Here is a 23,856-nt window from a genome sequence, read left to right as displayed (position 1 = left end):
ATCCGCGAGCGGTCGTCTTGACCACTCAATTGGTCAGGCCGATCTCGCGCATCTTGACGTAGACGACCTCGTCGGGCTCGCCCGTTTCCGGCAGGCCGAACAGCGACTGGAATTCCTTGATCGCCGCCTTGGTGCGGGCGCCGACGACGCCGTCGAGCTGCATGTCGTCATTGCCGAATGCCTTCAGGCCGGCCTGGATCTTGACGATGCGGGCATCGGGCGCCTGGGCGGATACCGACACGGAAACCGGGATGGGCGCAGGCGCGGCCTCGGGCGCGGCGACGGGAGCAGCGGCCATATCCACGGGCCTGGGCACAGGATGCGGGATGCCAGCCGTGGTCTGCTTGGCGCCGAGCTGGTCGAGCAGCACAGCATCGATCTCGCCGGACGCCGGCAGGCCAACCTTCTGCTGGTATGCCTGGATCGCCTTTTGGGTATTCGGCCCGGAAATGCCGTCGACCGTTCCCGTGTAGAAATCGAGATCCTTCAGGATGCCCTGGACCTGCTCGACGGTCGGGTCGCTTTTGACCGGTGCCGGGCCGGGCCGCAGGATGTTGATGGTGGTTTCGGGTTCGTCCGCGCCGGGGTGCGGAAAACCCTCGATGCTGCGGGTGGCGAAGAAGGCGCCGGCATGCGGAAACGGCTGGTACCACAGCGCGTTGGCGGAAACGTAGAACAGCGTCACCAGGAAGGCGGTCGAGCCGCCGACCAGGACCGGATTGCGCGAGATCGCGCCGCCCAGCGCAATCGCGCCGGCCTCGAACGCGCCGCTGCGGCGCTTGACCGCCTTAGGCTGTTTTGCGGAGCGAGCCATTCCTGTCCCCTTTCGCGTCGCCTTTCGTCCTGGTCGCGGGCATCGGCAGCACCCCGTTCCTGTCGGTCGCGCTCCTCTTCGGCCCGTTCACCGGCAGGCTGATCGTGACCGTCGTCCCCTCGCCCGGCATGCTTTCGATCGACATCGTGCCGTCGTGCAGCGCCACCAGGCCCTTGACCAGCGACAGGCCGAGCCCGGTGCCCTCGAAGCGGCGCGTATAGTCGTTCTGGATCTGCATGAACGGCTTGCCGAGATTGACAAAATCTTCCTCGGCGATGCCGATGCCGGTGTCCCTGACCCAGAAATGCAGCCGCGAGCCGATCCGCTTGGCGCCGACGACGACATTGCCGCCATCGGGCGTGAACTTGACCGCATTGGAGACGAGGTTGATCAGGATCTGCTGCACGGCACGACGGTCGGCATTGATCTCCCCGGCGTCCGGCGCAATCTGCGCCTGGAGATCGATGTTCTTGGCATTCGCCTGCAGCTGCATCATCGACTGGCACATCTCGACCGCTTCGATGAATCGGAACGGTTCGGGCTCGGTCGCGTAGGCGCCGGCCTCGATCCTCGAGACATCAAGGATGGAGGTGACGACGGCAAGCAGATGCTGGCCCGACTCCTTCACCAGGCTGACATACTCCTTCTGGCGCGGGTCCTTGAAGCCGCCGAACATCTCATGCAGCAGCATGTCGGAAAAACCGATGATGGCGTTGAGCGGCGTCCGAAGCTCATGGCTGACGACCGCCAGGAAGCGGCCCTTTGCCACCTCGGCCGACGCTGCGGCCTCATTGGCGGCAGCAAGCTCGTCGCGCAATTCGGCAGTTTCGTCGTTCTCGCGCAGCAGCAGAGTGAAGGTCTCCTGCTGCTCTTCGGCGCGCATCAGTTCGAGCTGAAATGGCCGGTAATTGTCGGCCGTCGAGGCGCTGCCGTCCTGCGGCAGCCTTACCCGAAGATCGAGCCGGCGCGCCAGGGCGCCATCGCGCATGTCGGCAAGCGCGCTGAGATAAGCGACGCGATCGGACAGGTGGATGCGGTCGAACAGCCCGGCGGCGAAAAGCAGTTCCGGCGGCAGCTTCAGGATGGTGCGCGCCTTGGCCGAGGCATCCAGGACCTCGCCATGCCGGGCGACATGCAGGACGACGGCGTCGATCATGTCTTCAAGGCGGTCGTTTGAAAGCAGCGCGGGCTGCACGCGTGCGGCATCGCCTAGGGCTGCGAGCCGGGGAACCAGCGTCAGGCCCCAGGCGAGCGGCAGCAGCCAGTGCCACGCCGCGACTTGCGCCCCGCCGAGCGGGACGACAGAGGCGACAAAGGGCTGCAGCAGCATTGCGGCCAAGGCCGAGAGGCCGCCCCAAAGTGCCGCGCGCTTTGAACCGCCGATCCACCAGGCCTCGAATGGCACTGCCAGGGCCAGCAGCGCAACCGGCGACGCCAGGCCGCCTGCTGCCGCGACGGCGCCGGCAAGCGCAAGACCGCCGGCGGCAAGGGCAACCTGGGCTGCCAGCGTCATCTTGCCTGACGCCGCCACCAGCAAGGCGGCGAACCAGCAAAGACCGAAGGCGGCGAAAATGGTTGCGACGGTGACGGCGGCGCCCATGCCCGAGGTGACCAGTGTCACCGCCGCACCGGCGGCGAAGAACGGAGCGGCAAGCATGATGCCGATGAACCGGCGCTGGCGCAGGCGGTCGCCCTGGCCGATGATGGCCGGATGGACCATGCGTTCGCAACCGGCCGCCAGCGCGCCAGGCAGTTCAATATATCTGGCAGTTGTCAAACTCAACGCACTCGCACCCGGTCGTGACTGCCCCTGCTTTGCAGGTCGCTTTTGCTTGTTTGAAACTCGCATCCAGCGTTTAAGGAATGAATAAGGCTGACCGGAACAACGAGCGCGCTGCGGCAAAAATTGGAGCGCCGGCACCGGAATGCACCGCCATTTGTAGCCATAGTAAACGGAGCGTTATGTGCAAAGGGCGTGCCCGTGGCTGCGAAACCCTGAGCCGGCATGCCTGCTCTTCTGAAGATATCCATGCGCAACAATCGCTTAGATGGTTACAGCAAGGTTAAGAAAATTGTCGGCATTTGAGGCTAATGCACTGCAAAACGCCTCGCTTCGAATTTGCCTAAAATTTGAGGAAAATTTTCGCTGAGCAGGAAAGCCGTCCTTTGCGCCTCATGTGCCATTGTGGCTGATATAAAGAGGTCATTGCGCATGGACGCATGATCCGGTCATTGGACGAGAGGGCAGATCGATGGGCTTTTTGATAAGAATGGCGTTCTGGTTTTCGCTGGTGTTGCTAGCGCTGCCGCTGACCGTCGGCCCCGACGAGGATGGCCGCGAGAGCGTCGGGCCGTTCCAGGCGCTTTTTGCGGCGCGCGAAGCGGTCGGCGACATCGCCGGCATTTGCGAGCGTAAGCCGGACGTCTGCGAAACCGGCAAGTCGGCGATGCATACGATCAGCGCCCGGGCCAAGGAAACCGCCAAGATCGCCGCCGCCATGCTGGACGACAAGAGCGCCGAGACCTCGCCCGATACATCGCTGGCCACCGGCAGCGTCGCCAAGGACATCGTGCTGCCGGCGACAGTCAACATACCTGCCAAGCTGGTGGCGAAGAACTAAACACCGTTTCAGCTGTATCTACAGCGACACCGCAGGCCGGTCGGACCTCTCGATGCCTGCGGTGCTTTTCTTCTTTTTCCGTGACGCCGCAGCCGCGGATGACTATATCCCGAGCAATGGCCACGACGATCCAGACGATCCGCGACGACTTCTCCCTGCTCGACGAGTGGGAAGACCGCTATCGCTATGTCATCGAGCTCGGCGAAGCGCTGCCGCCATTTCCCGACGCCGAACGCAACGCCGCCAACAAGGTGCCGGGCTGCGTCAGCCAGGTCTGGCTGACCACGAGCCGAGCGCCGGGCGCCGATCCGGTCATCACCTTCACAGGCGATTCAGACGCTCATATCGTGCGCGGTCTGGTCGCCATCATGCTCGCGCTGTTTTCGGGACGGACTGCCAGCCAGATCCTTGAAACGGACGCCGAGGCGACGCTGAGGTCGCTTGGCCTCGACGAACATCTGTCGCCGCAGCGGGCCAATGGCCTGCGCTCGATGGTCAAGCGCATCAAGCGCGACGCCGAGATGGCTCTCAAGCAGACTGCTTGATTGCTCTATCTTCTCTTCTTTCGACGCAATTCCAAGGGAAAGCGCTCGGCAGTTTTCCTGGAATTGTTCTAGAAACAAAAACGGCGCCGTAAGGGGCGCCGTTGATCTTGTCCATTGGAGCCGGTGTTACCGCCCCTTGCGCTTGCGGCCGAGGCCCATCTTCTTGGCCAGCTGCGAACGGGCAGCGGCATAGTTGGGGGCAACCATCGGATAGCTGGCGTCGAGATTCCACTTCTCGCGGTATTCATCGGGCGTCAGACCGTAATGGGTCATCAGGTGGCGCTTCAGCGACTTGAACTTCTTGCCATCTTCAAGGCAGACGATGTAATCGTCATGAACAGAGCGCTTCGGGTTTACCGCAGGCTTCTGCTTGTCGGCCGGAGGCTGTTCGCTTGCTCCGCCCACGCGCCCGAGAGCGGCATGGACATCAGCGATAAGGTTCGGCAATTCGCCGACCGGCACGGGATTGTTGCTGACATAGGCTGCCACCACATCGGCGGTCAGCTCGATCAGCGCATCGCTATTTCTGGAAGGTGTTTCGACGATATCCATGGTTTAGGCCCCAACGAAGGATGTTTCTGTTTGCGCCCTTTTTGGAAGATCGGGCATGGCGCGAATTTCACGCGGGAAGAGCTTCATGGATTCGCGTCCGGGCATCTTAATGAGCCCCCAGACAAAGTAAGTCAATTCGCATCTTGCGCTATATTCAACGATATTCATCGAATAGTCGCTCTTCAGCTTCAATCTTTCGTGCACTCTGTAACTTCGCGATATTTTCTGGTCGGACCAGGACTAGCATGACGTAAGGTCACGCCGTCGCTAAATCAGCAGGGACTCATAAAATGGGCAGCGATGCTTGATCTATGCTTCAAGGTTTGGGCAGCTGATTGTCGGATTCGTACCAAACCGCAAGTTGCAAAGCGTTGGCGAAACCCGCCGAAGAAGATCTTCGGTCTGACCGGATTCAATACGGCGTGAGGTATTTTCCATAGACCCAGCCACTAACAAAACCACCATTTTGCGCCGGGTCGTGCCAAACTTGACACCATTGATAGCGAATTGCCTGTTTCTGTTTCCAGTGCGGCTGGCCGGCGATCTCCAGAAGATTCAAGCCGCCGGTGCACTTGCCGGTCATCTGCAGGATCGTCCCGTTGGGATAGGCGGCCTGCTTCTGCGAGGTGCCGGACGGATATTTGCGAACGTTGAGCGTGTCGCCGAACGGCACGCCAGCCACTTGCCAAGCGGCGAACGCGGTTGCATGAGACTGGCCGGTGAAAGCCAGAACGGTCGAAGCGACGACGGCGAGAGCCGCAGCGGTGTTGATATGGAAATTCATCATCCTCTCCTTTTGGCTCATCTCCCGAGCCCGCCGCAACCAATACATCCCGGCCCTTGAACCCGCGCTGATCGGCGTGTTCATTTGCCATTCAAGTAATTTCTTCAGTGAGACGCAATGACCAAGACCTCAGCTTTTCCGTCCGCCAGCCCGCCGATCCCCGAGAAACACCCCGTCTTCGACACGCATCACGGCATTACCCGCACAGATGACTATGCCTGGCTGAGGGCCGAGAACTGGCAGGCGATGTTCAGGGACCCTTCCCTGCTTGAGGGCCGCATCCGCGCCCATCTCGAAGCCGAAAACGCCTATCAAGCAGTGCTTATGGCCGATACGCTAGAGCTTCGAAAGCAGCTGTTCGGCGAGATGAAGGGGCGCATCAAGGAAGATGATTCGACGGTGCCGATGAAGGATGGCCCCTATGCTTACGGCTCATCCTTCAAGCTTGGCGGCGAACAGCCCCGCTATTTCCGCATGCCGCGCGATGGCGGCGATGAGCAGATCCTGCTCGATGGCGACGCGGAAGCCGAGGGCAAGCCCTATTTCCGCCTCGGCGGCGTCGACCATTCGGCCGATCACCGCAAGCTGTTGTGGGCGTTCGACGACAAGGGCTCTGAATTCTTCACACTTCGCGTGCGCGATCTCACCAGCGGCAAGGAACTGAGCGACCAGATCGAGGCCACCAGTGGTGGCGGCGTCTGGAATGCCGCCGATGACGGTTTCTTCTACACAAGGCTCGACGACAATCATCGCCCGTCCAAGGTGCTGTTCCACGCGCTCGGCGGCAGCCCCCTTAATGACCGGCTGATTTATGAGGAAACCGATCCCGGCTTCTTCATGGATGTCGGCGGCACGCGCTCCAACGAATGGATCATGATCGGGATCAACGATCACGAAACCTCGGAATATCACCTGATGCGCGCCGATGAGCCTTTCGCCGAGCCAAAGCTGGTGGCAAAGCGAGAGACCGGCCTGCAATATGATCTGGAAGAAGGCGGCGACATCTTCTTCATCCTCACCAATGCCGACGGCGCCAAGGACTTCAAGATCATGACGGCGCCGGCTGATGACCCGGTTCGCGCCAACTGGGAAGAGCTGGTGGCGCACGAGCCAGGCCGGCTGATCCTGTCGGTGGTCGGCTTCAGGGATCATATGGTCAGGCTCGAACGCAAGGAAGGGCTGCCGCGCATCGTCGTGCGCGATCGCCGCAGCGGCGAGGAGCATCTGATCTCGTTCGACGAAGAGGCGTTCTCGCTCGGCCTGTCGGGGTCCTATGAATACGACACCGAGATCATGCGCTTCACCTATTCGTCGATGACGACCCCGGCGCAGGTCTTCGACTACAATATGCGCAGCCGCGAGCGTGTGCTGCTGAAGACCCAGGAAGTGCCGTCCGGTCACAATCCGGATCATTATGTCACGCGCCGGCTGATGGCGCCGGCCGCCGATGGCGAACTGGTGCCGGTCTCGCTCCTGCATCACCGCGACACGCCGCTCGATGGCTCCGCACCGTGCCTGCTTTACGGCTACGGCTCTTACGGCATTGCCATCCCGGCGGCGTTCAACACCAACTGGTTCTCGCTGGTCGACCGTGGCTTTGTCTTTGCCATCGCCCATGTCCGCGGCGGCAAGGACAAGGGCTATGGCTGGTATGACGACGGCAAGCGGGCGCACAAGATGAACACGTTCACCGATTTCATCGCCGTCGCGCAGCATCTCGTCGCCGAGCGTTACACCCAACACGACCGCATCGTCGCGCAAGGCGGCTCGGCCGGCGGCATGCTGATGGGTGCGATCGCCAACATGGCGCCGCAAAATTTCGGCGCCATCGTTGCCGAGGTCCCCTTTGTCGACGTGCTGACCACGATGCTCGACGCAAGCTTGCCGCTGACGCCGCCGGAGTGGCCGGAATGGGGCAACCCGATCGCGTCGGCGGAAGATTACCAAACGATCGCCGCCTACTCACCCTATGACAATGTCGCCGATCACGACTACCCGCCGATCCTGGCGCTGGCCGGCCTCACCGATCCGCGCGTCACCTATTGGGAGCCGGCCAAATGGGTGGCGCGGCTGCGCGAGCGCAAGAGCGGCGACAATCCGGTGCTGTTCAAGATCAACATGGATTCCGGCCATGCCGGCGCCTCCGGCCGCTTTTCAAGGCTGGAGGAGATCGCCTATACCTACTCCTTCGCGCTCAAGGTTACGGCCAAGCCCGAACCCGAGGTTACGGGCAAGGCTGAGAATGCAACGGAGGCGTCGCAATGATCGATCTATCCACCTTGACGGCTTACATAGCGGTTGTGCTTGGCTTTGTGTTTATTCCAGGCCCAGCCACGCTTTTGACGGTCGCGCGAGCGACGAGTTCCGGAACCAGGGTTGGCGTCGCGACGGGCGCGGGCGTCGCGGCTGGCGATGTGTTCCATACCGTCATGGCGATGGTCGGCATTTCGGCGATCATCGCCACTTCGGCAACGCTGTTCAGCGTCGTAAAATACATCGGCGCGGCGTATCTCGTTTACCTCGGCATCCGCGCAATCATCGAGAGAATACCGGCCGACCCTACTGCCGGCGCACTCGCGATCTCCGCCAGCAAGGCGTTTCGTCAAGCTGTCCTGACCGAAGTGCTTAATCCAAAGACGGCGCTTTTCTTCCTCGCCTTCCTGCCCCAGTTCGTGCGGCCTGAAAACGGATCGGTGATGCTCCAGCTGATGACGCTGGGCATAATCTTTGTTCTGCTCGGCCTTTTCAGCACAGTCGTCTTTGCCGTGAGTGCGGGCCGGCTCGGCACGTTCCTGCGCCGCAATCCGTCGGTGGTGAAATGGCAAGGCAAGGTGGTTGGCGGCATCTACTGCGCGTTAGGCGTCCGTCTGGCCTTGCAGCAGCGCTGATGTCGATGCGAAAGGCGCGCCCGTCGAGGCGCGCCGATCGTCACTTTTTGAATTCCAGGCTGCTCATTTTCACTCGCATTTGCAATGGCTGCGCGCTACCCAATGCGCGCCACCTTCCAGACCATGACATACGCAAAGGGGCCACTATGTTGCTCGTCGACACCTATCTCGAGAAATCACCGATCCAGGGCATCGGGGTTTTCGCCAGGAACCACATTGCCAAGGGCACGCTGGTCTGGAAGCTCGACCCCAGATTCGACCGGATCATCGACGTCGAGACCTATGAAGGCGAGAGCGGCCCGGTGAAGAACTATCTCGACCGTTATTCCTATCCAGACCGCCGGGATCCGAACTACATCGTCTTCGAAGCCGACGACGCCCGCTACATGAACCATGACGACGAACCGAATTGCGACGTCTCCTCGCCCGAGGAAACCTATGCCTTGCGCGACATCGCACCCGGCGAGGAACTGACCTGCAATTACAGCCATTTCTTCGAGACGGGCTTCGACTTCCTCGGCGATCGCCACCTGTAGATCGCCACCTGTGGCCGGGATCACTTGGCCGGCTTGCTGCGCACCGGGTAGCCGTTGGGATGCGGCGGCACCGCCTTGAGATAGGCGGCTATTGCCGCGCGATCTTCCGGCGGCAGTTCGGCCATGTTGCGCTGCACGTCGACCATGGCGCCGCCGACCGAATCGAAATCAGGGGTAAAACCGGTTTCGAGATAGTTGGCGATGTCGGCTTCCGACCAGTCACCGAGCCCGCCTTCGCCCGATGTGATGTTCGGCACGATGCCGCTGCCTTCGGCGGCCGCCGCGCCAGCCAGCCACTGGCTCTTCCTGGTGCCGCCGGTGATGTCGCGCGGCGTGTGGCATTCGCCGCAATGGCCGGGCCCCTCGACCAGATAGCGGCCGGCGAGTACCAGATCAGGCCTGCCATCGGCAAAGGCAATCACCGGCTCTTTGCTGAGATGGAGCCGCTTCCACAGGCCGAGGCCGCGGCGGATGTTGAAGGGGAAAGTCAGGGAATTGTCGGGCGCCTTGCCGGCGACCGCCGGCAGCGTCTTCAGGAACGCATAGAGATCGGCAATATCAGCCGGCTTCATCCGGGCGTAGGACGCGTAGGGAAAGGCCGGATAGAAATGCTCGCCCGACGGCGACACGCCCTTCAGCATGGCGTTGGCAAGGTCCTCGACCGTCCAGGCGCCGATGCCGTCCTTGGGATCCTGTGAGATGTTGGGCGGCACGAAGGTGCCGAACGGCGTCTTGAGCTCGAGGCCGCCGACCAGTTGCAAACGGCCGTCGCCTTGCGAGCCCGGCTTGGCGTGACAGGAGGTGCAGCCGCCGGCATTGAAAATGCGCTTGCCCCTGGCGGCGTCGCCGGGGCCGAGCTGCGCCAGGGTGTCAGTGTCGAGCTTGACCGGCGCCGACAACAGCCAGCCGGCGCCGGCACCGACGACGCCCAGGACAAGGGCGGCGCCGACAAATTTTTTCCACAAGGGCATTGCCCGGGATCAGCTCTTCTTCACCCGATAGGTCTTGTGGCAGGTGCCGCAATCACTGCCGAGCGTATCGATCTGCGCCTTCAGCGCATCGACATCGGCGGGTGCGGCGGCGACTGCGGCCTTGACGTCGGCGAGGTACTTGTCTTCGGTCGATTTGAAGCCCGCCATGTCTTTCCAGATTTTGGGCGAGGCGGTGGTATCACCGCTGTCGCTGCCGGCCGGGAACAGCGTGTCGACATCGAACTTTTCCGCGTTGACCTGCAGCGCCTGCAGCGCCGTCAGCACGGCGGCGGCATCGAAGTCCGCTTCGCCCTTGGCGATCTTCGACAGGCCGCCGACGATCTTGCCTCGTTCCTTCATCAGTCCCTGTCGGTCGAGGATCGGGTCGGCAAAAGCCGCCGAGGCGGCGAGGCTGAGCATAGAGATGGCGATAACAAGCTTTCTCATTCAATTGGCTCCAGGATGATGAGGGGTCGCGACCTAACGTTAACGGAGGGCGGGCCGGGATTATTCCCTGTCCGCCGGCCGGATTCTGCCGAATTTTGTGTGCCTGCTGCTTCAGCTGAGAAAGAAAAGCCCCGGAGTACCGGGGCTTCTCTGGGTCGATCAGGCTTTCGCCTCTTCGTACATTTCAAGGACATGGTCCCAGTTGATGAGGCTGTCGACGAAGGCCTCGAGATATTTCGGCCGCGCGTTGCGGTAGTCGATGTAATAGGAATGTTCCCAGACATCGACGCCGAGGATCGGCGATGCGCCATGGACGAGCGGGTTCTCACCATTCGGTGTCTTGGAGATCGCCAGCTTGCCGTCGTTGACCGAGACCCAGGCCCAGCCCGAGCCGAACTGCGTGATGCCGGCGGCGATGAAGTCGGCCTTGAACTTGTCGTAGCCGCCGAGGTCGGCGTCGAAAGCCTTCTGCAGGGCGCCCGGAAGCTTGTTGCCGCCGCCGCCCTTCTTCATCCACTTCCAGAAATGGATGTGGTTGTAGTGCTGGGCTGCGTTGTTGAAGAGGCCGGCATTCTTGCCGAACGACTGTTTGACCACCTCTTCGACCGACAGATCGCCAAGGCCCGCTTCGGCGGCCAGCTTGTTGCCGTTGTCGACATAGGCCTTGTGGTGCTTGTCGTGGTGATACTCCAGCGTCTCCTTCGACATGTAAGGCTGCAAGGCCTCGTAGTCGTAGGGCAAGGCGGGCAATTCAAAAGCCATCGGTCATACTCCTCATGGAAAAATCCGGTGCGGATACCGGATTAAGATAGGGCTGCATTGATCTGGAACAACTCCGGAATGAAGCGCCAATTGCCTTTTAGCGGCTCAACCGGCGGAAGTCGAATGCGCCCATTCCCAATAAAGGTCGCGCGCTTTCTTGGCCACCGGCCCGGGCTGCAGATCGCGGTCCTCGATGCGGGTGATCGGCACGACCTTGGAATGATTTCCGGTCGAAAAGATCTCATCGGCTTCGAGAAAGTCGCGCACCGACAGCATCTTCTCCGTGGTCTTGAAGCCGTAATCGCCAAGCAGCGTCATGGTGCGCGAGCGGGTGATGCCGGACAGGAAGGTGCCGTTGGGCGCCGGCGTCAACACGTGGCTGTCCTTGACCAGGAAGATGTTCGAGGTTCCGGTCTCGGCGACATTGCCCAGCATGTCCAGCACCAGCGCATTGTCGAAGCCGCGTCCCTTCGCTTCGAGGATGGCGCGGCCATTGTTGGGATAGAGGCAGCCGGCCTTGGCATTGGTCGGCATGGTCTCGATGGTCGGCCGCCGGAACGGCGACACGGTGATCGAAAAGCCGGTCGGCGAGATCATCGGCGATTCGTAGAGGCAGAGGCAGAAACGGGTCGAGGCCGGATCGGCCGGCACGCCCATGTAGCCGCCATGCTCGGCCCAGTACATCGGCCTGATGTAGACCGCTGTCTTGCCGTCGAACTTCTTCAGCCCGTCCCAGGTCAGTCCAACAATCTCATCGGCGCTCATCGACGGCGCGAGGCCGAGCGCGGTCGCCGATGCGTTCACCCTAGCGGCATGCAGCTCGAGATCGGGGGCGACGCCTTCGAACCAGCGGGCGCCGTCGAAGACGCTGGTGCCGAGCCACATGGCGTGGCTGCGCGGACCCAGAATGGCGACGTTGCCTTCGTACCAGTCGCCGTCGACGAAGGTCCATGTCGCCGATAGCGCCGCAGTCGCCAGTGTCATTGTTCGGTTCCGCTTCAAAGCTGCCTGTGCCAAGCATTGGAAGATGCTTTGACCGGCGCCGTCAACCGGCATGGAGCGGTTTTTGTTGAGGCCAGAGCGCCCCAAGAAAGCGATCAAGACTACAATCGATGCTTGCACCTTGCGCCGCCTGCCCTCAAAACTGTCGCCATGCATTACGCGGCTTACGTTTTCGACGCCTATGGCACGTTGTTCGACGTGCACGCCGCCGTGCGCCGTCACGACGGCGAGATCGGCCCCGACGGCCCGCTGCTTTCGGAAATCTGGCGCGCCAAGCAGCTGGAATATTCCTGGGTGCGCACGCTGATGGGCGGCTATGCCGATTTCTGGCAGCTCACCGAACAGGCGCTCGATTTCGCCCTGCGCAAGGTTCCCTCCGCCGACAAGGGACTGAAGGCCAAGCTGCTCGAAGCCTATTGGCGGCTCGACTGCTATCCGGAAGTGCCGGCCGTGCTGAAGGCACTGAAAGCATCCGGCGCCAAGCTCGCAATCCTGTCCAACGGCTCGCCCGAGATGCTGGAAGCGGCGGTCAAGTCGGCCGCCCTCGACCAGGTGCTGGACGATATCTTTTCGGTCGACGCCGTCAGGCGCTTCAAGACCGACCCGTCGACCTACGACATGGTGGCGACGGGCTGGCGGCTCTATCCGGGCGCCGTCTCGTTCCAGTCGTCCAACCGCTGGGACATCGCCGGCGCCACCAAATTCGGCTTTCGCACCGTCTGGATCAACCGCGCCAACCAGCCCGAGGAATACCGGGATTTCCCGCCGGCGCTGATCCTGCCGTCGCTTGAAGGCCTGCTGACCGGCGGCTGATCACTCTGTTGCCTTCGAGCAACAGTGGCAGGGCGGTCACAGCTTCGCCTTTGTTTGTCCACCCTCAGGCCAGAATCGGAACCGCCTATCGCGTCAGGCATTGGGGGAGGCCGACCACTGCGCCGCTTGAAGGCATTCACGCTTTCTTGCGATTCGAGACTTAAAAAAGGCAACCATGTTGAAGACCGAAATCGACCCCTATCGCCTGAGCCGTCGCGGCTTTCTGAATGCTGCAGCCCTTGGCGCCGCTTCGATTGCGGTCTCCGCCTGCACCACCACCGGACCGGCGCCGGCGCCGGTCGAACCGCCACCGCCGACCTATGACGAGCCGCCGCTCGGCGACTATGCGACGATGTACGGCCCGATTTCCGACAGCGGGTTCGAGCTCCCGGCCATCCCGATCAAGAAGATGGACCCGCAGTTCCTGCGCCAGATCGTTCCCGATCCGACCGGCCAGCGGCCAGGCACCATCATCGTCGATACGACCAACCATTTCCTCTATCTGGTGCGCGAAGGCGGCCAGGCGATCCGTTACGGCGTCGGCCTCGGCCGCGCCGGCTTCGAATGGTCGGGAGACGCCGTCGTCCAGTGGAAGCAGAAATGGCCGAAATGGACGCCGCCCGATGAGATGGTTGCCCGCCAGCCTGAACTGGAAGAATACAGCGCCAAGAACGGCGGCATGCCCGGCGGCCTCAAGAACCCGCTCGGCGCCCGCGCGCTCTACCTGTTCCACGACAACGTCGACACGCTCTACCGCCTGCATGGTTCGCCGGAATGGAACTCGATCGGCAAATCCGTCTCGTCAGGCTGCGTGCGCCTGATAAATCAGGACATCATCGACCTCTACGACCGCGTGCCGTCGAAGAGCCCGGTCATCGTGACGTCCGACATCGGCCAGCCGATGGCGGCGAGCGCAAACCGCAGAGCCATCCCGATCGATGGCGGGGTGCCGGATGGCTCGGTCCTGCTCGGCCCGGTGACCTGATCGACTTCATCGATGTCATGAAGCGGCAGGTTCGCCGCTCCATGCGGCAAACCCCCGCCAGGATTCCGATAGCTTTACGCGAATGCCTGGGGTTCGCATCCAAGATATGCAATGCCGGCAACAGGAGGCCAAAAAAGACGTCCAGACGAACCATGGAGCCGCTGCAATCGGGGCGGCCATGCCCTGTCAATCTCGACGCTGCTGTGTTTCGTTACCGATTGATGTATATTAGACGGGTGTATGATTGCAGAGACATACATTTCATTAGATCATTGATGGCGGGGGAACGCCGATGGTGGGATTTGATTTCGATAGTCCGCCTGCCGACGGCGCCGAGGCCAACCTGTCGGCCGAATGCGAGCGGCAATTGCTGCCGCTCGTCCGCGGAATTGTCGAGGCGGCGGTTGCCGCCGGGTGGAGCCAGGAAGACGTTCTTCTGGCCATGGTCGAGCTGTCCTGGGATCTGTACGAGAAACGCCGAGGCGATCTTTAGCAGGCCTGCGTGAGCCGGATAATTCCGTAGCGCCGGCCAAGCCAGGCCATGTTTTTCTCGCGCGAACTTTTTTCTTCACCTACAATGTTTTTTCTATCCGCGGGATGCGCTACGCTGCCTTTGGGCAGGACTATGGGGGATACAAATTACCGTCCGGATTTCCGGGTTGGCTGTTTGCACGGCACGGAATTTCGATGGGCTGGCAAAGCGGCTGAGGCAAGGCTGAATGAAAAATGCGGGCGAGGTTCAGGAACGCAGCGCAGGCGCCGATCGGGTCGATCGGCACGCCCTCGACACAATCCCCGAAAATGCCAATCCCAGAAGAGCAACCATGCGGGGGAGCGGGATATGCTCTGTCCGCAGCCCTGGATCGCTCCCGGAGGGTCGCCATCGCCGAAGTCGCCTACCTCGCGGGATTTTCGGATCAAGGCCATTTGGCCACCGCCATGAAGAAGCACAAGGGAAAGAAGCCATGGTTCGGGCGATAACTGCTGCTGGATCGTCCGTGGCGATGACAGATAGTCGACCAGCTCTGTCAATGGCCGCGCGATCTATATTCAGAATACAACGCTGGATTGTGACGGCGCACTATGCACAATAACTAGGCTAAAAATGGTAAGATAAGATCGGAAAATAGTCAGGTAGCCTTGGCTAAAAATTCAAACCTGTAAATTTATAGTCAAAATCCTGGTAAAATTTTCGCTTGAGCTCAAATTCTTCTTTGCAATATAAAGCAGCATCTGTAGGATTCGAAGGAACGCCCAGGAGCAAACGTGAATTCTGGGCGCCTCGATACAGCACAGGATTGGATTGATCGGCGCAGCAGTGGCAGAGACGAAGATGCAACATAGAGGCAACGTCCAGGAAAGCGCCGGGACAGAGCGGCGGCGCGCGGATCGTCGCATCTTCGACGGAATTCCGGAAAGCGCGGGGCGCTACCTGGTCACGTTTCGAGGCGGCGCGGCTCATGTCGTTCATGGGCCGGGATCACACACATTCAAAGCGGCGGAACATTTCGCTTCGGTTCTGCTTACGCCCTCACCAGGGATTGCGGCATCGCTGGGCAGCGACAAAGTCCACGAATACGACGGCGACGTCGGCATGATCATGATCGTCCCAGCCGACCTCGGCGGCAAGGTGACCCGATCATCCACCACGGAAAGCGCAATCGTGGCGCTCACCCCCGAGAGTCTCTTCGAGCTGGCAACGCGTGAATTCGACACCGGCCATGCCGAGCTTCAGCCGCCGCCGTTCGGGACCGTCGACTTCCAAGCGCTGCAACTCGCGCAGTTGCTGAAGGCGGAACTGACGGATCGGGAAACTCCAAACGAGTTCTATGTCGATTCGTTGGTCACCATGTTCGGCGTCCATTTGCTTCGGAACTACGCAGGAGCGCGAAAGTTGCCACAAGCCCCAAAGGGCGGTCTGTCGAACCGCAGCGCCCGGCGGGTGCGCGAATTCCTGGAGGTAAATTTTTCCAGCAAGATCGCGGTGGCCGAGCTGGCCGCACTCTGTGGCCTTTCGCCGAGCCATTTCATCCTGGCATTCACCAAGACCTTTGGCGAGCCGCCGCACAAATACCTGCTGCGGCTGCGTCTCGATTTCGCCGAAAAACTTCTCATCGAGAGCGACCTGTCGATTGCGGAAGTCGCTCATCTCAGTGGATTCTCGGACCAGAGCCACTTGACAGTCACCATGTCCAGATACCGGAACAGAACCCCCAGGCAGGTGAAGCTGCAACGTTAACGACTGTTGAGGCGCGCATGATTGTCCGCGGCGATACCTCGATTGATCTTCAGTATAGTCGAAGGTTGTGTGGCAGAGCAGTCACAGTTGTCGCGCAGGGACCAAATACCGGATTTTCCTACAAAGATTCCGGATTATTCCAAAATACCTGCACCGCGAATGTGCTCATGGTCGCGATGGAAGTCATTTGGGGCGGGGGAGCAACCAGATGATACAGCATGTCGGATTGTCCCATGGACATTCAATTCGCGGAAATCGAGGTCTTCGCGCCTAAGGCCGAAGCGGCCTGGGCTGCACTGCAACGCCAATACGCCAGCCGGATCAGCGCTGCGGAACTCGACCATCTCCTGGCCTGTTTCGTGCTTGGACTGACCTCTCCGGCTTGTGGTGAAGGCGATCCGGGATTTCATTTCGATCTCTGCCGCGCGCTGGTGGCGGTAAGCCTGCCGCCGGAACGGACGGAGGCTGCACTGCATACGGTTCCAGAACCGACGCAGCCATGGGTCGCGAGCGCCTATCAGCTGATTGAAAAACAAGGCGCGAAGGTTGGTCTCTCGTTGCGGGAGAAGACGCGCAATTTCGAAGATTTTTTGGCCACCGAGGCGAATGGTGCGGCACATCAGGGCGCCTCGGCAATTGCGAGGAAAAACTAGCATGACCAGACGCGTCGAGGGGCAAGCAAGGATCGAATTTCTTCCTGGATTTGTCGGAAACTGGATCGCGGGTGCGGCCGACAGTCGCTCGGTTCGTCGCCGCCTGATGGCGGTCCTGCGCATGGCGCATCGTACGCTTGGAATGCGCCGCAAGGGTTTGGGGTTGGGGACGTTGGGCGTCGGCACCAGCGTGCGTTCGGCCTTGGCCTGCGGCGTGAGCCCGGCCAGCATGATCGGCGGCCTGGCCGCGATCGCCGCGATCGGCATCGCCACACCGGCCCAGGCGCAATACCAGGCTGGCGGTGGTTCGGCGACCGGCGGCAACGCCGTCGCCATCGGTAACGGCACCGCGACGAATGGCAACAACAGCGTGGCGTTGGGCAGTTCCAACAGTGCAACGGGCGACGGCACGATCGCCATCGGCTATGCGATGGGTGTCAATGGCCTCAATGCCATAGGCATAGGTGTCTTCGCAGGCGCAACCGGCGTCAATGCCCTCGCCGTGGGCGGGAACGCCAAGGCCAACGGGGACGCAGCAAGCGCGATTGGCGTCAATTCGGTTGCGACCACAGGCGCGGCCGCCTTTGGCCTGAATGCGCGTGCCGACGGACTGAACTCGACGGCGATCGGCTATGTTACCCGCGCGACCGGGCTGCGCGCCACCGCGCTCGGGTTTGGGGCAACAGCATCCGGCGTGGATTCGATTGCGCAAGGTAACAGCGCCGTCGCCAGCAACCAGAATGCCGTCGCCATCGGTTTCCAGGCGACCGCGACCAGCATCAACTCCATCAACATTGGCGGGCGCACCGTCGTGGGAACAGGCGCGCTGTCGCAGGGCGCCATCGCCCTTGGTACGGATGTGCTGGCATCTCAGCAAAACACGGTCTCCATCGGCGTCCTGACCAAAGCGACCGGAACGGGCGCAACGGCGATGGGCAACACCGCCAGTGCATGGGGCAACCAGTCCATCGCATTCGGCGTCGGCGCGCAGGCAGGCGTTCAGGCCAACACTGCCCTGCCGAACAGCATTGCCATCGGCACCAATTCGCTGTCTTCGGGCGCTTTCGCCACCGCGATGGGCGCTACCTCGGTTGCGAGTGGCTCCGCCAGCACCGCTATTGGCAACACCGCCGTTGCCAGCGGCGCAAACGCCTCCTCGTTCGGTTCCGGCGCGAATGCGACGGGAGACAATTCTCTTGCCGCCGGTGTCAGCGCCGCCGCCAGCGGGATTGCCAGCACCGCGCTCGGCATCGGCTCCAAGGCCAGCGCCACCAACGCCGTGGCGATCGGTAATGCGGCGGTCGCCAATTCCGCCGACGCTGTTGCAGTGGGCACGAATGCAACGGCGACGGGCGGCAAGGCTGTCGCCATCGGCGCCGGCAACACAGCCTTTGGCAACGGCGCGGTCTCCATCGGCGATCCCAGCTATGCCAGCGGCACCGGCGCCTTCACCGGCGGCGCCAACAACATCGCCAACAGCGACGGCACGGCAACCGCCACCGCCGCAAACCAGGCCGCAGGCGCGGTTGCCATCGGCAACAACAACAAGGCCGTCGGGCAAGGCTCCGTGGCGCTGGGCAATGGCTCGACGGCGGGTGCAGCCGGCCTTGCCGGCAATGTCGCGCTGGGCAATGGCGCGACGGCGACGGCAAGCTCCGGCGACGTAGCGCTCGGTTCGGGCTCGGTGACCGCGACGGCGGTCGGCACCAGCGGCGCGACGATCGGCGGCACGGCCTACAGCTTCGCCGGCACGACGCCGACGAGCACTGTCAGCGTCGGCGCGCTCGGCGCGGAGCGGACAATCACCAATGTCGCGGCGGGCCGGCTCAGCAATTCGTCGACCGACGCCATCAATGGCTCGCAGCTGTTTGCGACCAACCAGCAGGTGACGCAGAACACGACGGCGATCGCCGCCAACACCGCCGACATCACCAATCTCGGCAACACGATCAACAGCATCAGCACCGGTGGCGGCATCAAGTATTTCCACGCCAATTCGACGGCGGCGGACTCGTCCGCAACGGGCACGGACTCCGTTGCTATCGGACCAGTCGCGACCGCGACGGGGACAAACGCCATCGCGGCCGGCACCAATTCGAGCGCCTCCGACGCCAACGCCTCGGCCTTCGGCAGCGGCGCCGTCGCATCGGCGCTTGACGCAACGGCGATGGGATACATCTCCAAGGCCTCGGGCCAATACAGCACCGCCGTCGGCGCCAACGCCAATGCCACAGCCACGTCCAGCACCGCGATCGGCCAGAACGCGTTTGCAACCGCCTTTCAAGCGACCGCTCTCGGCGTAGGAGCGAATGCCGGCGCCCAGAATGCAATCGCGCTGGGCGCCCTCGCCAACGCCAGCAACGCCGGCGACGTGGCGCTCGGCTCGGGCTCGGTAACCGCCGCGGCGGTCGGCACCGCCGGCACGACGATCGGCGGCGTCGCCTACAACTTCGCCGGCACGACGCCGGCAAGCACCGTCAGCGTCGGCGCGGTCGGCGCGGAACGCACCATCACCAATGTCGCGGCGGGCCGGCTCAGCAATTCGTCGACCGACGCGATCAACGGCTCGCAGCTCTTCGCCACCAACCAGCAGGTGACGCAGAATACGACCGACATCGCCGCCAACACCGCCGACATCACCAATCTCGGCAACACGATCAACAGCATCAGCACGGGCGGCGGCATCAAGTATTTCCACGCCAATTCGACGCTGGCGGATTCGCAGGCGCTGGGGACGGATTCCGTTGCCATCGGCCCGAACGCGGTCGCCAACAATGCCGGCGACGTGGCGATCGGCGCGAATGCGGTGTCGACCGTGACGACGGCTGTCGGCGGCACCACGATCGGCGGCGTTGCCTACACCTTCGCCGGCGCAACGCCCGCGGGTGCATTCTCGGTCGGCTCGGTGGGCGCCGAACGCCAGATCCAGAACGTCGCGGCCGGGCAGTTGAGCGGCTCCTCGACCGATGCGGTCAATGGTTCGCAGCTGTTTGCGACCAACCAGCAGGTGACGCAGAACACGACCGACATTGCCGCCAACACGGCTGACATAACCAATCTCGGCAATTCGATCAGCAACATTACCGGCGACACCTCGCTGGCCTACACCGACGCCAATGGCGACGGCATACGCTATGTGCGCACCAACGACCGGACGCTCGCCGTCGCCGACTCCTTCGCGCAAGGGATCGGCTCGTCCGCCCTCGGCTACCAGGCGACCGCGAGCGCCGACAATGCGCTGGCGCTCGGCCGCGACACCCAGGCCAGCGTCATCGGCGGCGTGGCGCTCGGCGCCGGCTCGGTTTCGGATCGGGCGGTCGCACCCGTATCGGGATCGATCCTCTCCGGCACCGGCCTCATTCCCTACAACACCGCGGACATGAGCCTGCTCGGCGCCGTCTCGGTCGGCACCTCCACCTCCTATCGCCAGATCATCAACGTGGCCGACGGCACGCAGGACCAGGACGCGGTCACGCTTCGCCAGTTGAAGGGCGCGCTGAGCTCGTTCGCGGTGACGGGGAGCCTGTACTTCCACGCCAATTCGACGGCCGCGGATTCGCTTGCGGTCGGCGTCGATTCGGTTGCGGTCGGTCCGCGCACCACCGTCAATGGCGACAACGGCATCGGCATCGGCAATGGCGCCATCGTGCAGCAGACGGCGCCGGGAGGCATCGCGATCGGCCAGAGTTCGACGGTCAACCAGGCCGACAGCATCGCCCTCGGCACCAACGCGACCACCAACGGAGCGCAGGCCGTGGCGCTCGGCGCCGGCGCAAAGGCCAACGAGCCGGGCAGCGTCGCGCTCGGCGCGGGCTCGACGACGGCGGCGGCGGTCGCCACCACCGGCACCACGATCAACGGCGTTGCCTATACCTTCGCCGGAACAGCTCCGACGAGCACGGTCAGCGTCGGCACCGTCGGCAACGAGCGCACCGTCACCAATGTCGCGGCGGGCCGGATCAGCGGCACCTCCACCGACGCCATCAACGGCAGCCAGCTCTTCGCCACCAACCAGGCGGTCGAAGCCATGCAGGGTAGCGTCGGCGACCTGAATCAGTTCGCCGTCCAGTACGACAAGGACGGGAACGGCAACAAGTCCAACTCGATTACCCTTGCCGGCGGCGACCCGAACACGCCGGTGGTCATCCACAATGTCGGGCCGGGCGTTGCCAACACCGATGCGGTCAATGTTCAGCAGTTCAACAGCGGGTTAGCACTCAACCTGGACAATTCGAAGAACTACACCAACCAGGTGGCGGCCACCACGCTGCAGCAAGCCAATGCGTATGCGGACTCCAAACTCAGCCAGCTCAACATGGACATGGGAGAGGTCAGGGGCGAGGCGCGCCAGGCTGCGGCAATCGGCTTGGCGGCCGGCTCGCTGCGCTACGACGATCGTCCCGGCAAGCTGAGCGTGGCCGCCGGCGGAGGCTATTGGCGCGGTGAAGGCGCCCTGGCCTTCGGCGCCGGCTACACGAGCGAGGAGGGACGTGTTCGAGCGAACCTGTCCGGCACAACGGCAGGCGGGCACTGGGGCGTCGGCGCGGGCGTCAGCCTTACGCTGAACTAGAGCCCGGCCATGATCAGGCAGGCAGTCCTTGCTGTCGCGATATCCATGACGTCAATGCTCCTGTCCGGCTCGTTAGCGGCCGGGCAGGAAGCGATCCCTTCCGACTACAGGGTAAAACCTTCCGACGTAGCGATCCCTGCGGATGCGAAGCTTGGCGAATATCAACGGACCACCCGTCCGTTCGAGAACTGGACGCTGATCTGCGACGAGAACCTGAAGGCGCGCCAAAAGGTCTGCAATGTCACCCAGATCATCGAGGACCAGGCAGGACAGGTTGCGTTCAGCTGGTCGCTTGCCGCCACCAAGGAAGGCAACCCCTACATGATCTTGCGCGCCCCGCCGATCGCCAAGAGCGACGCTCCTGTCTCGCTGACATTCGAGGGGCGCAAGGAGCCGATAAAAATTCAACTCGACGGATGCAATCAGGCCGTCTGCGTCGGCATGCTGCCGGTTGGTCCGATCATGCGCGAACAGATTTCGAAGGCCGCGGCATCCGTCATCTCCTTCCCGACCACGGATGGCAGGACGATCAACGTAACCGCGACCCTCAAGGGCTTGGCCGCGGCCGTTGCGGCGATCAATTGACGAGGCAATCGCGATGAACCAGCAATCGATCCATGACCGGATAATGTCCCGCAACCAGGGAAAGGATGCTGTCCGGGTCGGCATCGAAGACCGGAGCAGACCGCAACGAAACCGCGCGAGGACCGCTGTCTTCTCGTTGCTCGCCATTGCCGTCGTCGCCACGGCCGGCTTCGCGGCCATGCGCTACGACCTGCTCCACAATTTATTGCCGCAGCCGGCGGTCGCGGAGACCAACCAGCCCAATCCGGCCCTGGCCGAGACGCCATTTCTGCAACACGCCAAAGAGGCAGGCTTGCAGTCTTGTTCCAACATTTTCCCAGCCCTTGGGCAGATGCTGACAACCGGCACGACGTACAGCGTCCAGTCGATCTGGAACAACGAGGCCCCCGACAAACACCTCGTGGAAGCCCTGGTCGGCATGAACTACGCAACACAGGGCTACAGCGGCCCGGCGGCAGGCCTGGTGTTCGCGGCACCCACCGCATCCGTTTGCGAAGGTACGATGGTCAGGGTGGCGCCATTCGCGGCCAATTGCGCCGATGTTCCGGCCCTCCTTCCGAAAGACAGCAAGCTCGCCAACAATCTTGGACAAATCAGCGTCTATGAACTGGCCAATGGAGGGGGCAACGCGATGCTGCTGCCAACCGGCAACAGCTGCGTCGTCATTTCCGTGGCCTCGGCAGCAGGTAAACAAGGAGGCGTACAATGAGGGTGAATTCCGCCATTGCGGCGATCGGCATGCTGTTGCTTTGCGCCGGACGGCTGGGCGCGGCGGACCTCGCCCCGGCGGCGGACGTGCCCGAGCCGCCGGCCCAGGAGGAGAGAGGCATCTGGGCGGCGATCGCCTATTCGAGCCCCGACGAGAAGCACGGCTTCTTTTGGGGCGCCGACAAGCGGCAGGAGGCGATGGACATCGCGCTGAAGCATTGCCAGAACGCCGGCGGCGGCAGCTGCGCCGTGGTCAGCGTATTCCGCAATCATCGCCATTGGGACGATGACGACAATACCGGCTTTCCCTACAAGCATTGCGGCGCCCTCGCCGTAGGCGAGAAGCCGGAAGGGCGGCTGACCAGTTGGGGCGCCGAGACGGCGCAAACACGCCGGGATGCCGAAGACCTGACACTGCAGGCGTGCGAGCGGAACGGACAGAAATGCAAGATCCGCGAGTGGGTGTGCACATGACCCATCAGAGCGAAGCAGCGGAACGCCAATCGAGGCGCATGTTTGCACTCAGCGTAGCGCCGTGCTCAAGCGGGGTCAGCCCTTTGCCGTGATGCGCATCGACGGTATGCGACACCGGCTCGAAGCAGAAGAAATCGGCATCCATCGACGGCGAATAGAGGATGAAGACATCGAGGGGCGGTGAGGCGGTGAGCGAGATGGCGATCCTGTCCTCGGGCCGGGTGATCCTGGCGCGGCGGTCCCAGCCGTCGAAGGCGTTGCTGACCCAGCTCCGCGGCAACAGGGAGGCGTTCGAGAAATTCCACGCGGGGTAATCGGCCACCGGCGCCACGCCGACCGGCAGATGATGCTTGTCCTCCAGCCAGACCCGCGCCGCCTTCGCCTCGAGCGTCGTTCCGGCGCTGCGCGGGAACCACGGATGAAAGCCGAGCCCGTAAGGCAGGCGAATGCCGGTGCGATTCTCCACCGTGAGCGTGGCATCCAAGGCCCCGTCATGCAGCGCATAGGCGACCCGCGCCGTATATCGGTAGGGGCCGATTTCACCGGCGTCGAGGACCAGTTCTGCCTCGGTGGCGCTGTGGCTGGCAATCCGCCACTCCCTCTGGAAGCCGTCGCCATGGATTGGAAAGGCCTCCCCCGGCACGTTCGGCTCGATCGCATGGAAGCGGCCGTCGAAGGCGAAACCGCCGCCTGAGATGCGGTTCGACCAGGGAACCAGAAGCTGGCAGCCGGAGGCGCCGGTGCCATCGTCGGGGCGGAGCAGCGGCACCGTTGCGCCGCAGACCAGTGCGTCGAAGCGGGCGATCGCTGCGCCCTTTTGCGGCGCCAGGACCAGACGGGCGCGGTCGTCGCGCAGTTCCAGGAGGCCGGCCATCCCTACCAACCGCCGTCAATAGCGATATTTTGG

23 protein-coding genes are annotated in these 23,856 nt (G+C 62.7%); 14 read left to right on the top strand and 9 right to left on the bottom strand.

Annotated elements, in window-relative coordinates; genetic code table 11:
- Nucleotides 1–25: 25 nt before the first annotated feature.
- The gene (locus tag X751_RS161535; protein ID WP_023743727.1) at nt 26–814 is read right to left on the bottom strand and encodes a peptidoglycan-binding protein; all 789 of its coding nucleotides are present in this window, start codon (nt 812–814) and stop codon (nt 26–28) included.
- Nucleotides 789–2,534, bottom strand: a complete 1,746-nt coding sequence (locus X751_RS161540) for a HAMP domain-containing sensor histidine kinase (protein WP_023743726.1) — start codon at nt 2,532–2,534, stop codon at nt 789–791. Before X751_RS161540 ends, X751_RS161535 begins: the two co-directional genes overlap by 26 nt.
- 532 nt (nt 2,535–3,066) lie before the next feature.
- Here X751_RS161540 and X751_RS161545 point away from each other — a divergent pair.
- On the top strand, nt 3,067–3,435 hold the full coding sequence (locus X751_RS161545) for a DUF5330 domain-containing protein (RefSeq protein ID WP_023684546.1): 369 nt from the start codon (nt 3,067–3,069) through the stop codon (nt 3,433–3,435).
- A 116-nt stretch (nt 3,436–3,551) separates the two neighbouring features.
- Nucleotides 3,552–3,980, top strand: coding sequence for a SufE family protein (locus tag X751_RS161550; RefSeq protein WP_023684547.1), 429 nt, complete (start codon nt 3,552–3,554; stop codon nt 3,978–3,980).
- Nucleotides 3,981–4,106: 126 nt separating this feature from the next.
- Here the strand turns inward: X751_RS161550 and X751_RS161555 are convergent, their stop codons facing one another.
- Together X751_RS161555 and X751_RS161560 are read right to left on the bottom strand one after the other, a co-directional pair.
- Complete coding sequence (locus X751_RS161555) at nt 4,107–4,532, bottom strand: MucR family transcriptional regulator (RefSeq protein WP_023673680.1); 426 nt, start codon at nt 4,530–4,532, stop codon at nt 4,107–4,109.
- Nucleotides 4,533–4,944: 412 nt separating this feature from the next.
- Entirely contained in the window at nt 4,945–5,319 is a 375-nt protein-coding gene (locus X751_RS161560; protein ID WP_023702200.1) for an SH3 domain-containing protein, read from the bottom strand.
- 114 nt (nt 5,320–5,433) lie between these two features.
- On the opposite strand from X751_RS161560, the gene X751_RS161565 reads away from it, so the two are divergent.
- The 3 genes from X751_RS161565 (at nt 5,434) to X751_RS161575 (ending at nt 8,740) form a co-directional block, all read left to right on the top strand.
- Nucleotides 5,434–7,581, top strand: coding sequence for a S9 family peptidase (locus X751_RS161565; protein WP_023743725.1), 2,148 nt, complete (start codon nt 5,434–5,436; stop codon nt 7,579–7,581).
- Nucleotides 7,578–8,204, top strand: a complete 627-nt coding sequence (locus X751_RS161570) for a LysE family translocator (RefSeq protein WP_023743724.1) — start codon at nt 7,578–7,580, stop codon at nt 8,202–8,204. Before X751_RS161565 ends, X751_RS161570 begins: the two co-directional genes overlap by 4 nt.
- 146 nt (nt 8,205–8,350) lie before the next feature.
- Entirely contained in the window at nt 8,351–8,740 is a 390-nt protein-coding gene (locus tag X751_RS161575) for an SET domain-containing protein-lysine N-methyltransferase (protein ID WP_023673684.1), read from the top strand.
- Nucleotides 8,741–8,760: 20 nt separating this feature from the next.
- On the opposite strand, the gene X751_RS161580 is transcribed toward X751_RS161575, so the two are convergent.
- The 4 genes from X751_RS161580 to X751_RS161595 all read right to left on the bottom strand — a co-directional run bounded on the left by X751_RS161580 (nt 8,761) and on the right by X751_RS161595 (nt 11,904).
- Complete coding sequence (locus X751_RS161580; RefSeq protein WP_023743723.1) at nt 8,761–9,711, bottom strand: cytochrome c; 951 nt, start codon at nt 9,709–9,711, stop codon at nt 8,761–8,763.
- 9 nt (nt 9,712–9,720) lie between these two features.
- Entirely contained in the window at nt 9,721–10,158 is a 438-nt protein-coding gene (locus X751_RS161585) for a cytochrome c (RefSeq protein WP_023684552.1), read from the bottom strand.
- Nucleotides 10,159–10,317: 159 nt separating this feature from the next.
- Nucleotides 10,318–10,920, bottom strand: a complete 603-nt coding sequence (locus tag X751_RS161590) for a superoxide dismutase (protein ID WP_023743722.1) — start codon at nt 10,918–10,920, stop codon at nt 10,318–10,320.
- Nucleotides 10,921–11,025: 105 nt separating this feature from the next.
- Nucleotides 11,026–11,904 (bottom strand): branched-chain amino acid aminotransferase, encoded by an 879-nt coding sequence (locus tag X751_RS161595; RefSeq protein ID WP_023673688.1) that lies wholly within the window; start codon nt 11,902–11,904, stop codon nt 11,026–11,028.
- A 168-nt stretch (nt 11,905–12,072) separates the two neighbouring features.
- On the opposite strand from X751_RS161595, the gene X751_RS161600 reads away from it, so the two are divergent.
- The 9 genes from X751_RS161600 to X751_RS161635 all read left to right on the top strand — a co-directional run bounded on the left by X751_RS161600 (nt 12,073) and on the right by X751_RS161635 (nt 22,949).
- Entirely contained in the window at nt 12,073–12,735 is a 663-nt protein-coding gene (locus X751_RS161600; protein ID WP_023743721.1) for a haloacid dehalogenase type II, read from the top strand.
- A gap of 175 nt (nt 12,736–12,910) precedes the next feature.
- Nucleotides 12,911–13,720, top strand: a complete 810-nt coding sequence (locus X751_RS161605; protein WP_023692792.1) for a L,D-transpeptidase — start codon at nt 12,911–12,913, stop codon at nt 13,718–13,720.
- A gap of 292 nt (nt 13,721–14,012) precedes the next feature.
- The gene (locus tag X751_RS161610) at nt 14,013–14,213 is read left to right on the top strand and encodes a hypothetical protein (RefSeq protein ID WP_023684556.1); all 201 of its coding nucleotides are present in this window, start codon (nt 14,013–14,015) and stop codon (nt 14,211–14,213) included.
- A gap of 810 nt (nt 14,214–15,023) precedes the next feature.
- Nucleotides 15,024–15,959 carry an AraC family transcriptional regulator gene (locus X751_RS161615; protein ID WP_348524569.1) on the top strand — a complete coding sequence of 312 codons (936 nt, stop codon included), beginning with the start codon at nt 15,024–15,026 and terminating at the stop codon, nt 15,957–15,959.
- 233 nt (nt 15,960–16,192) lie between these two features.
- Nucleotides 16,193–16,612, top strand: a complete 420-nt coding sequence (locus tag X751_RS26910; protein ID WP_023684558.1) for a hypothetical protein — start codon at nt 16,193–16,195, stop codon at nt 16,610–16,612.
- 1 nt (nt 16,613) lies between these two features.
- Nucleotides 16,614–21,182, top strand: a complete 4,569-nt coding sequence (locus tag X751_RS161620) for a YadA-like family protein (protein WP_023743720.1) — start codon at nt 16,614–16,616, stop codon at nt 21,180–21,182.
- A 9-nt stretch (nt 21,183–21,191) separates the two neighbouring features.
- Entirely contained in the window at nt 21,192–21,767 is a 576-nt protein-coding gene (locus X751_RS161625) for an invasion associated locus B family protein (protein ID WP_023684559.1), read from the top strand.
- A gap of 13 nt (nt 21,768–21,780) precedes the next feature.
- Nucleotides 21,781–22,476, top strand: coding sequence for a hypothetical protein (locus X751_RS161630; RefSeq protein WP_023727661.1), 696 nt, complete (start codon nt 21,781–21,783; stop codon nt 22,474–22,476).
- Nucleotides 22,473–22,949: a DUF4189 domain-containing protein gene (locus tag X751_RS161635; RefSeq protein WP_023687219.1), complete on the top strand. Its 477-nt coding sequence runs from the start codon at nt 22,473–22,475 to the stop codon at nt 22,947–22,949. The genes X751_RS161630 and X751_RS161635 overlap by 4 nt, the downstream gene beginning before the upstream one ends.
- Before the next feature lie 4 nt (nt 22,950–22,953).
- Here the strand turns inward: X751_RS161635 and X751_RS161640 are convergent, their stop codons facing one another.
- Complete coding sequence (locus X751_RS161640; RefSeq protein WP_023743719.1) at nt 22,954–23,823, bottom strand: aldose 1-epimerase; 870 nt, start codon at nt 23,821–23,823, stop codon at nt 22,954–22,956.
- Nucleotides 23,824–23,856: the final 33 nt, after the last annotated feature.

The organism is Mesorhizobium sp. LNJC394B00 (assembly GCF_000502555.1).
Taxonomy (GTDB): domain Bacteria; phylum Pseudomonadota; class Alphaproteobacteria; order Rhizobiales; family Rhizobiaceae; genus Mesorhizobium.
This window is presented reverse-complemented; position numbering and strand designations above follow the sequence as displayed.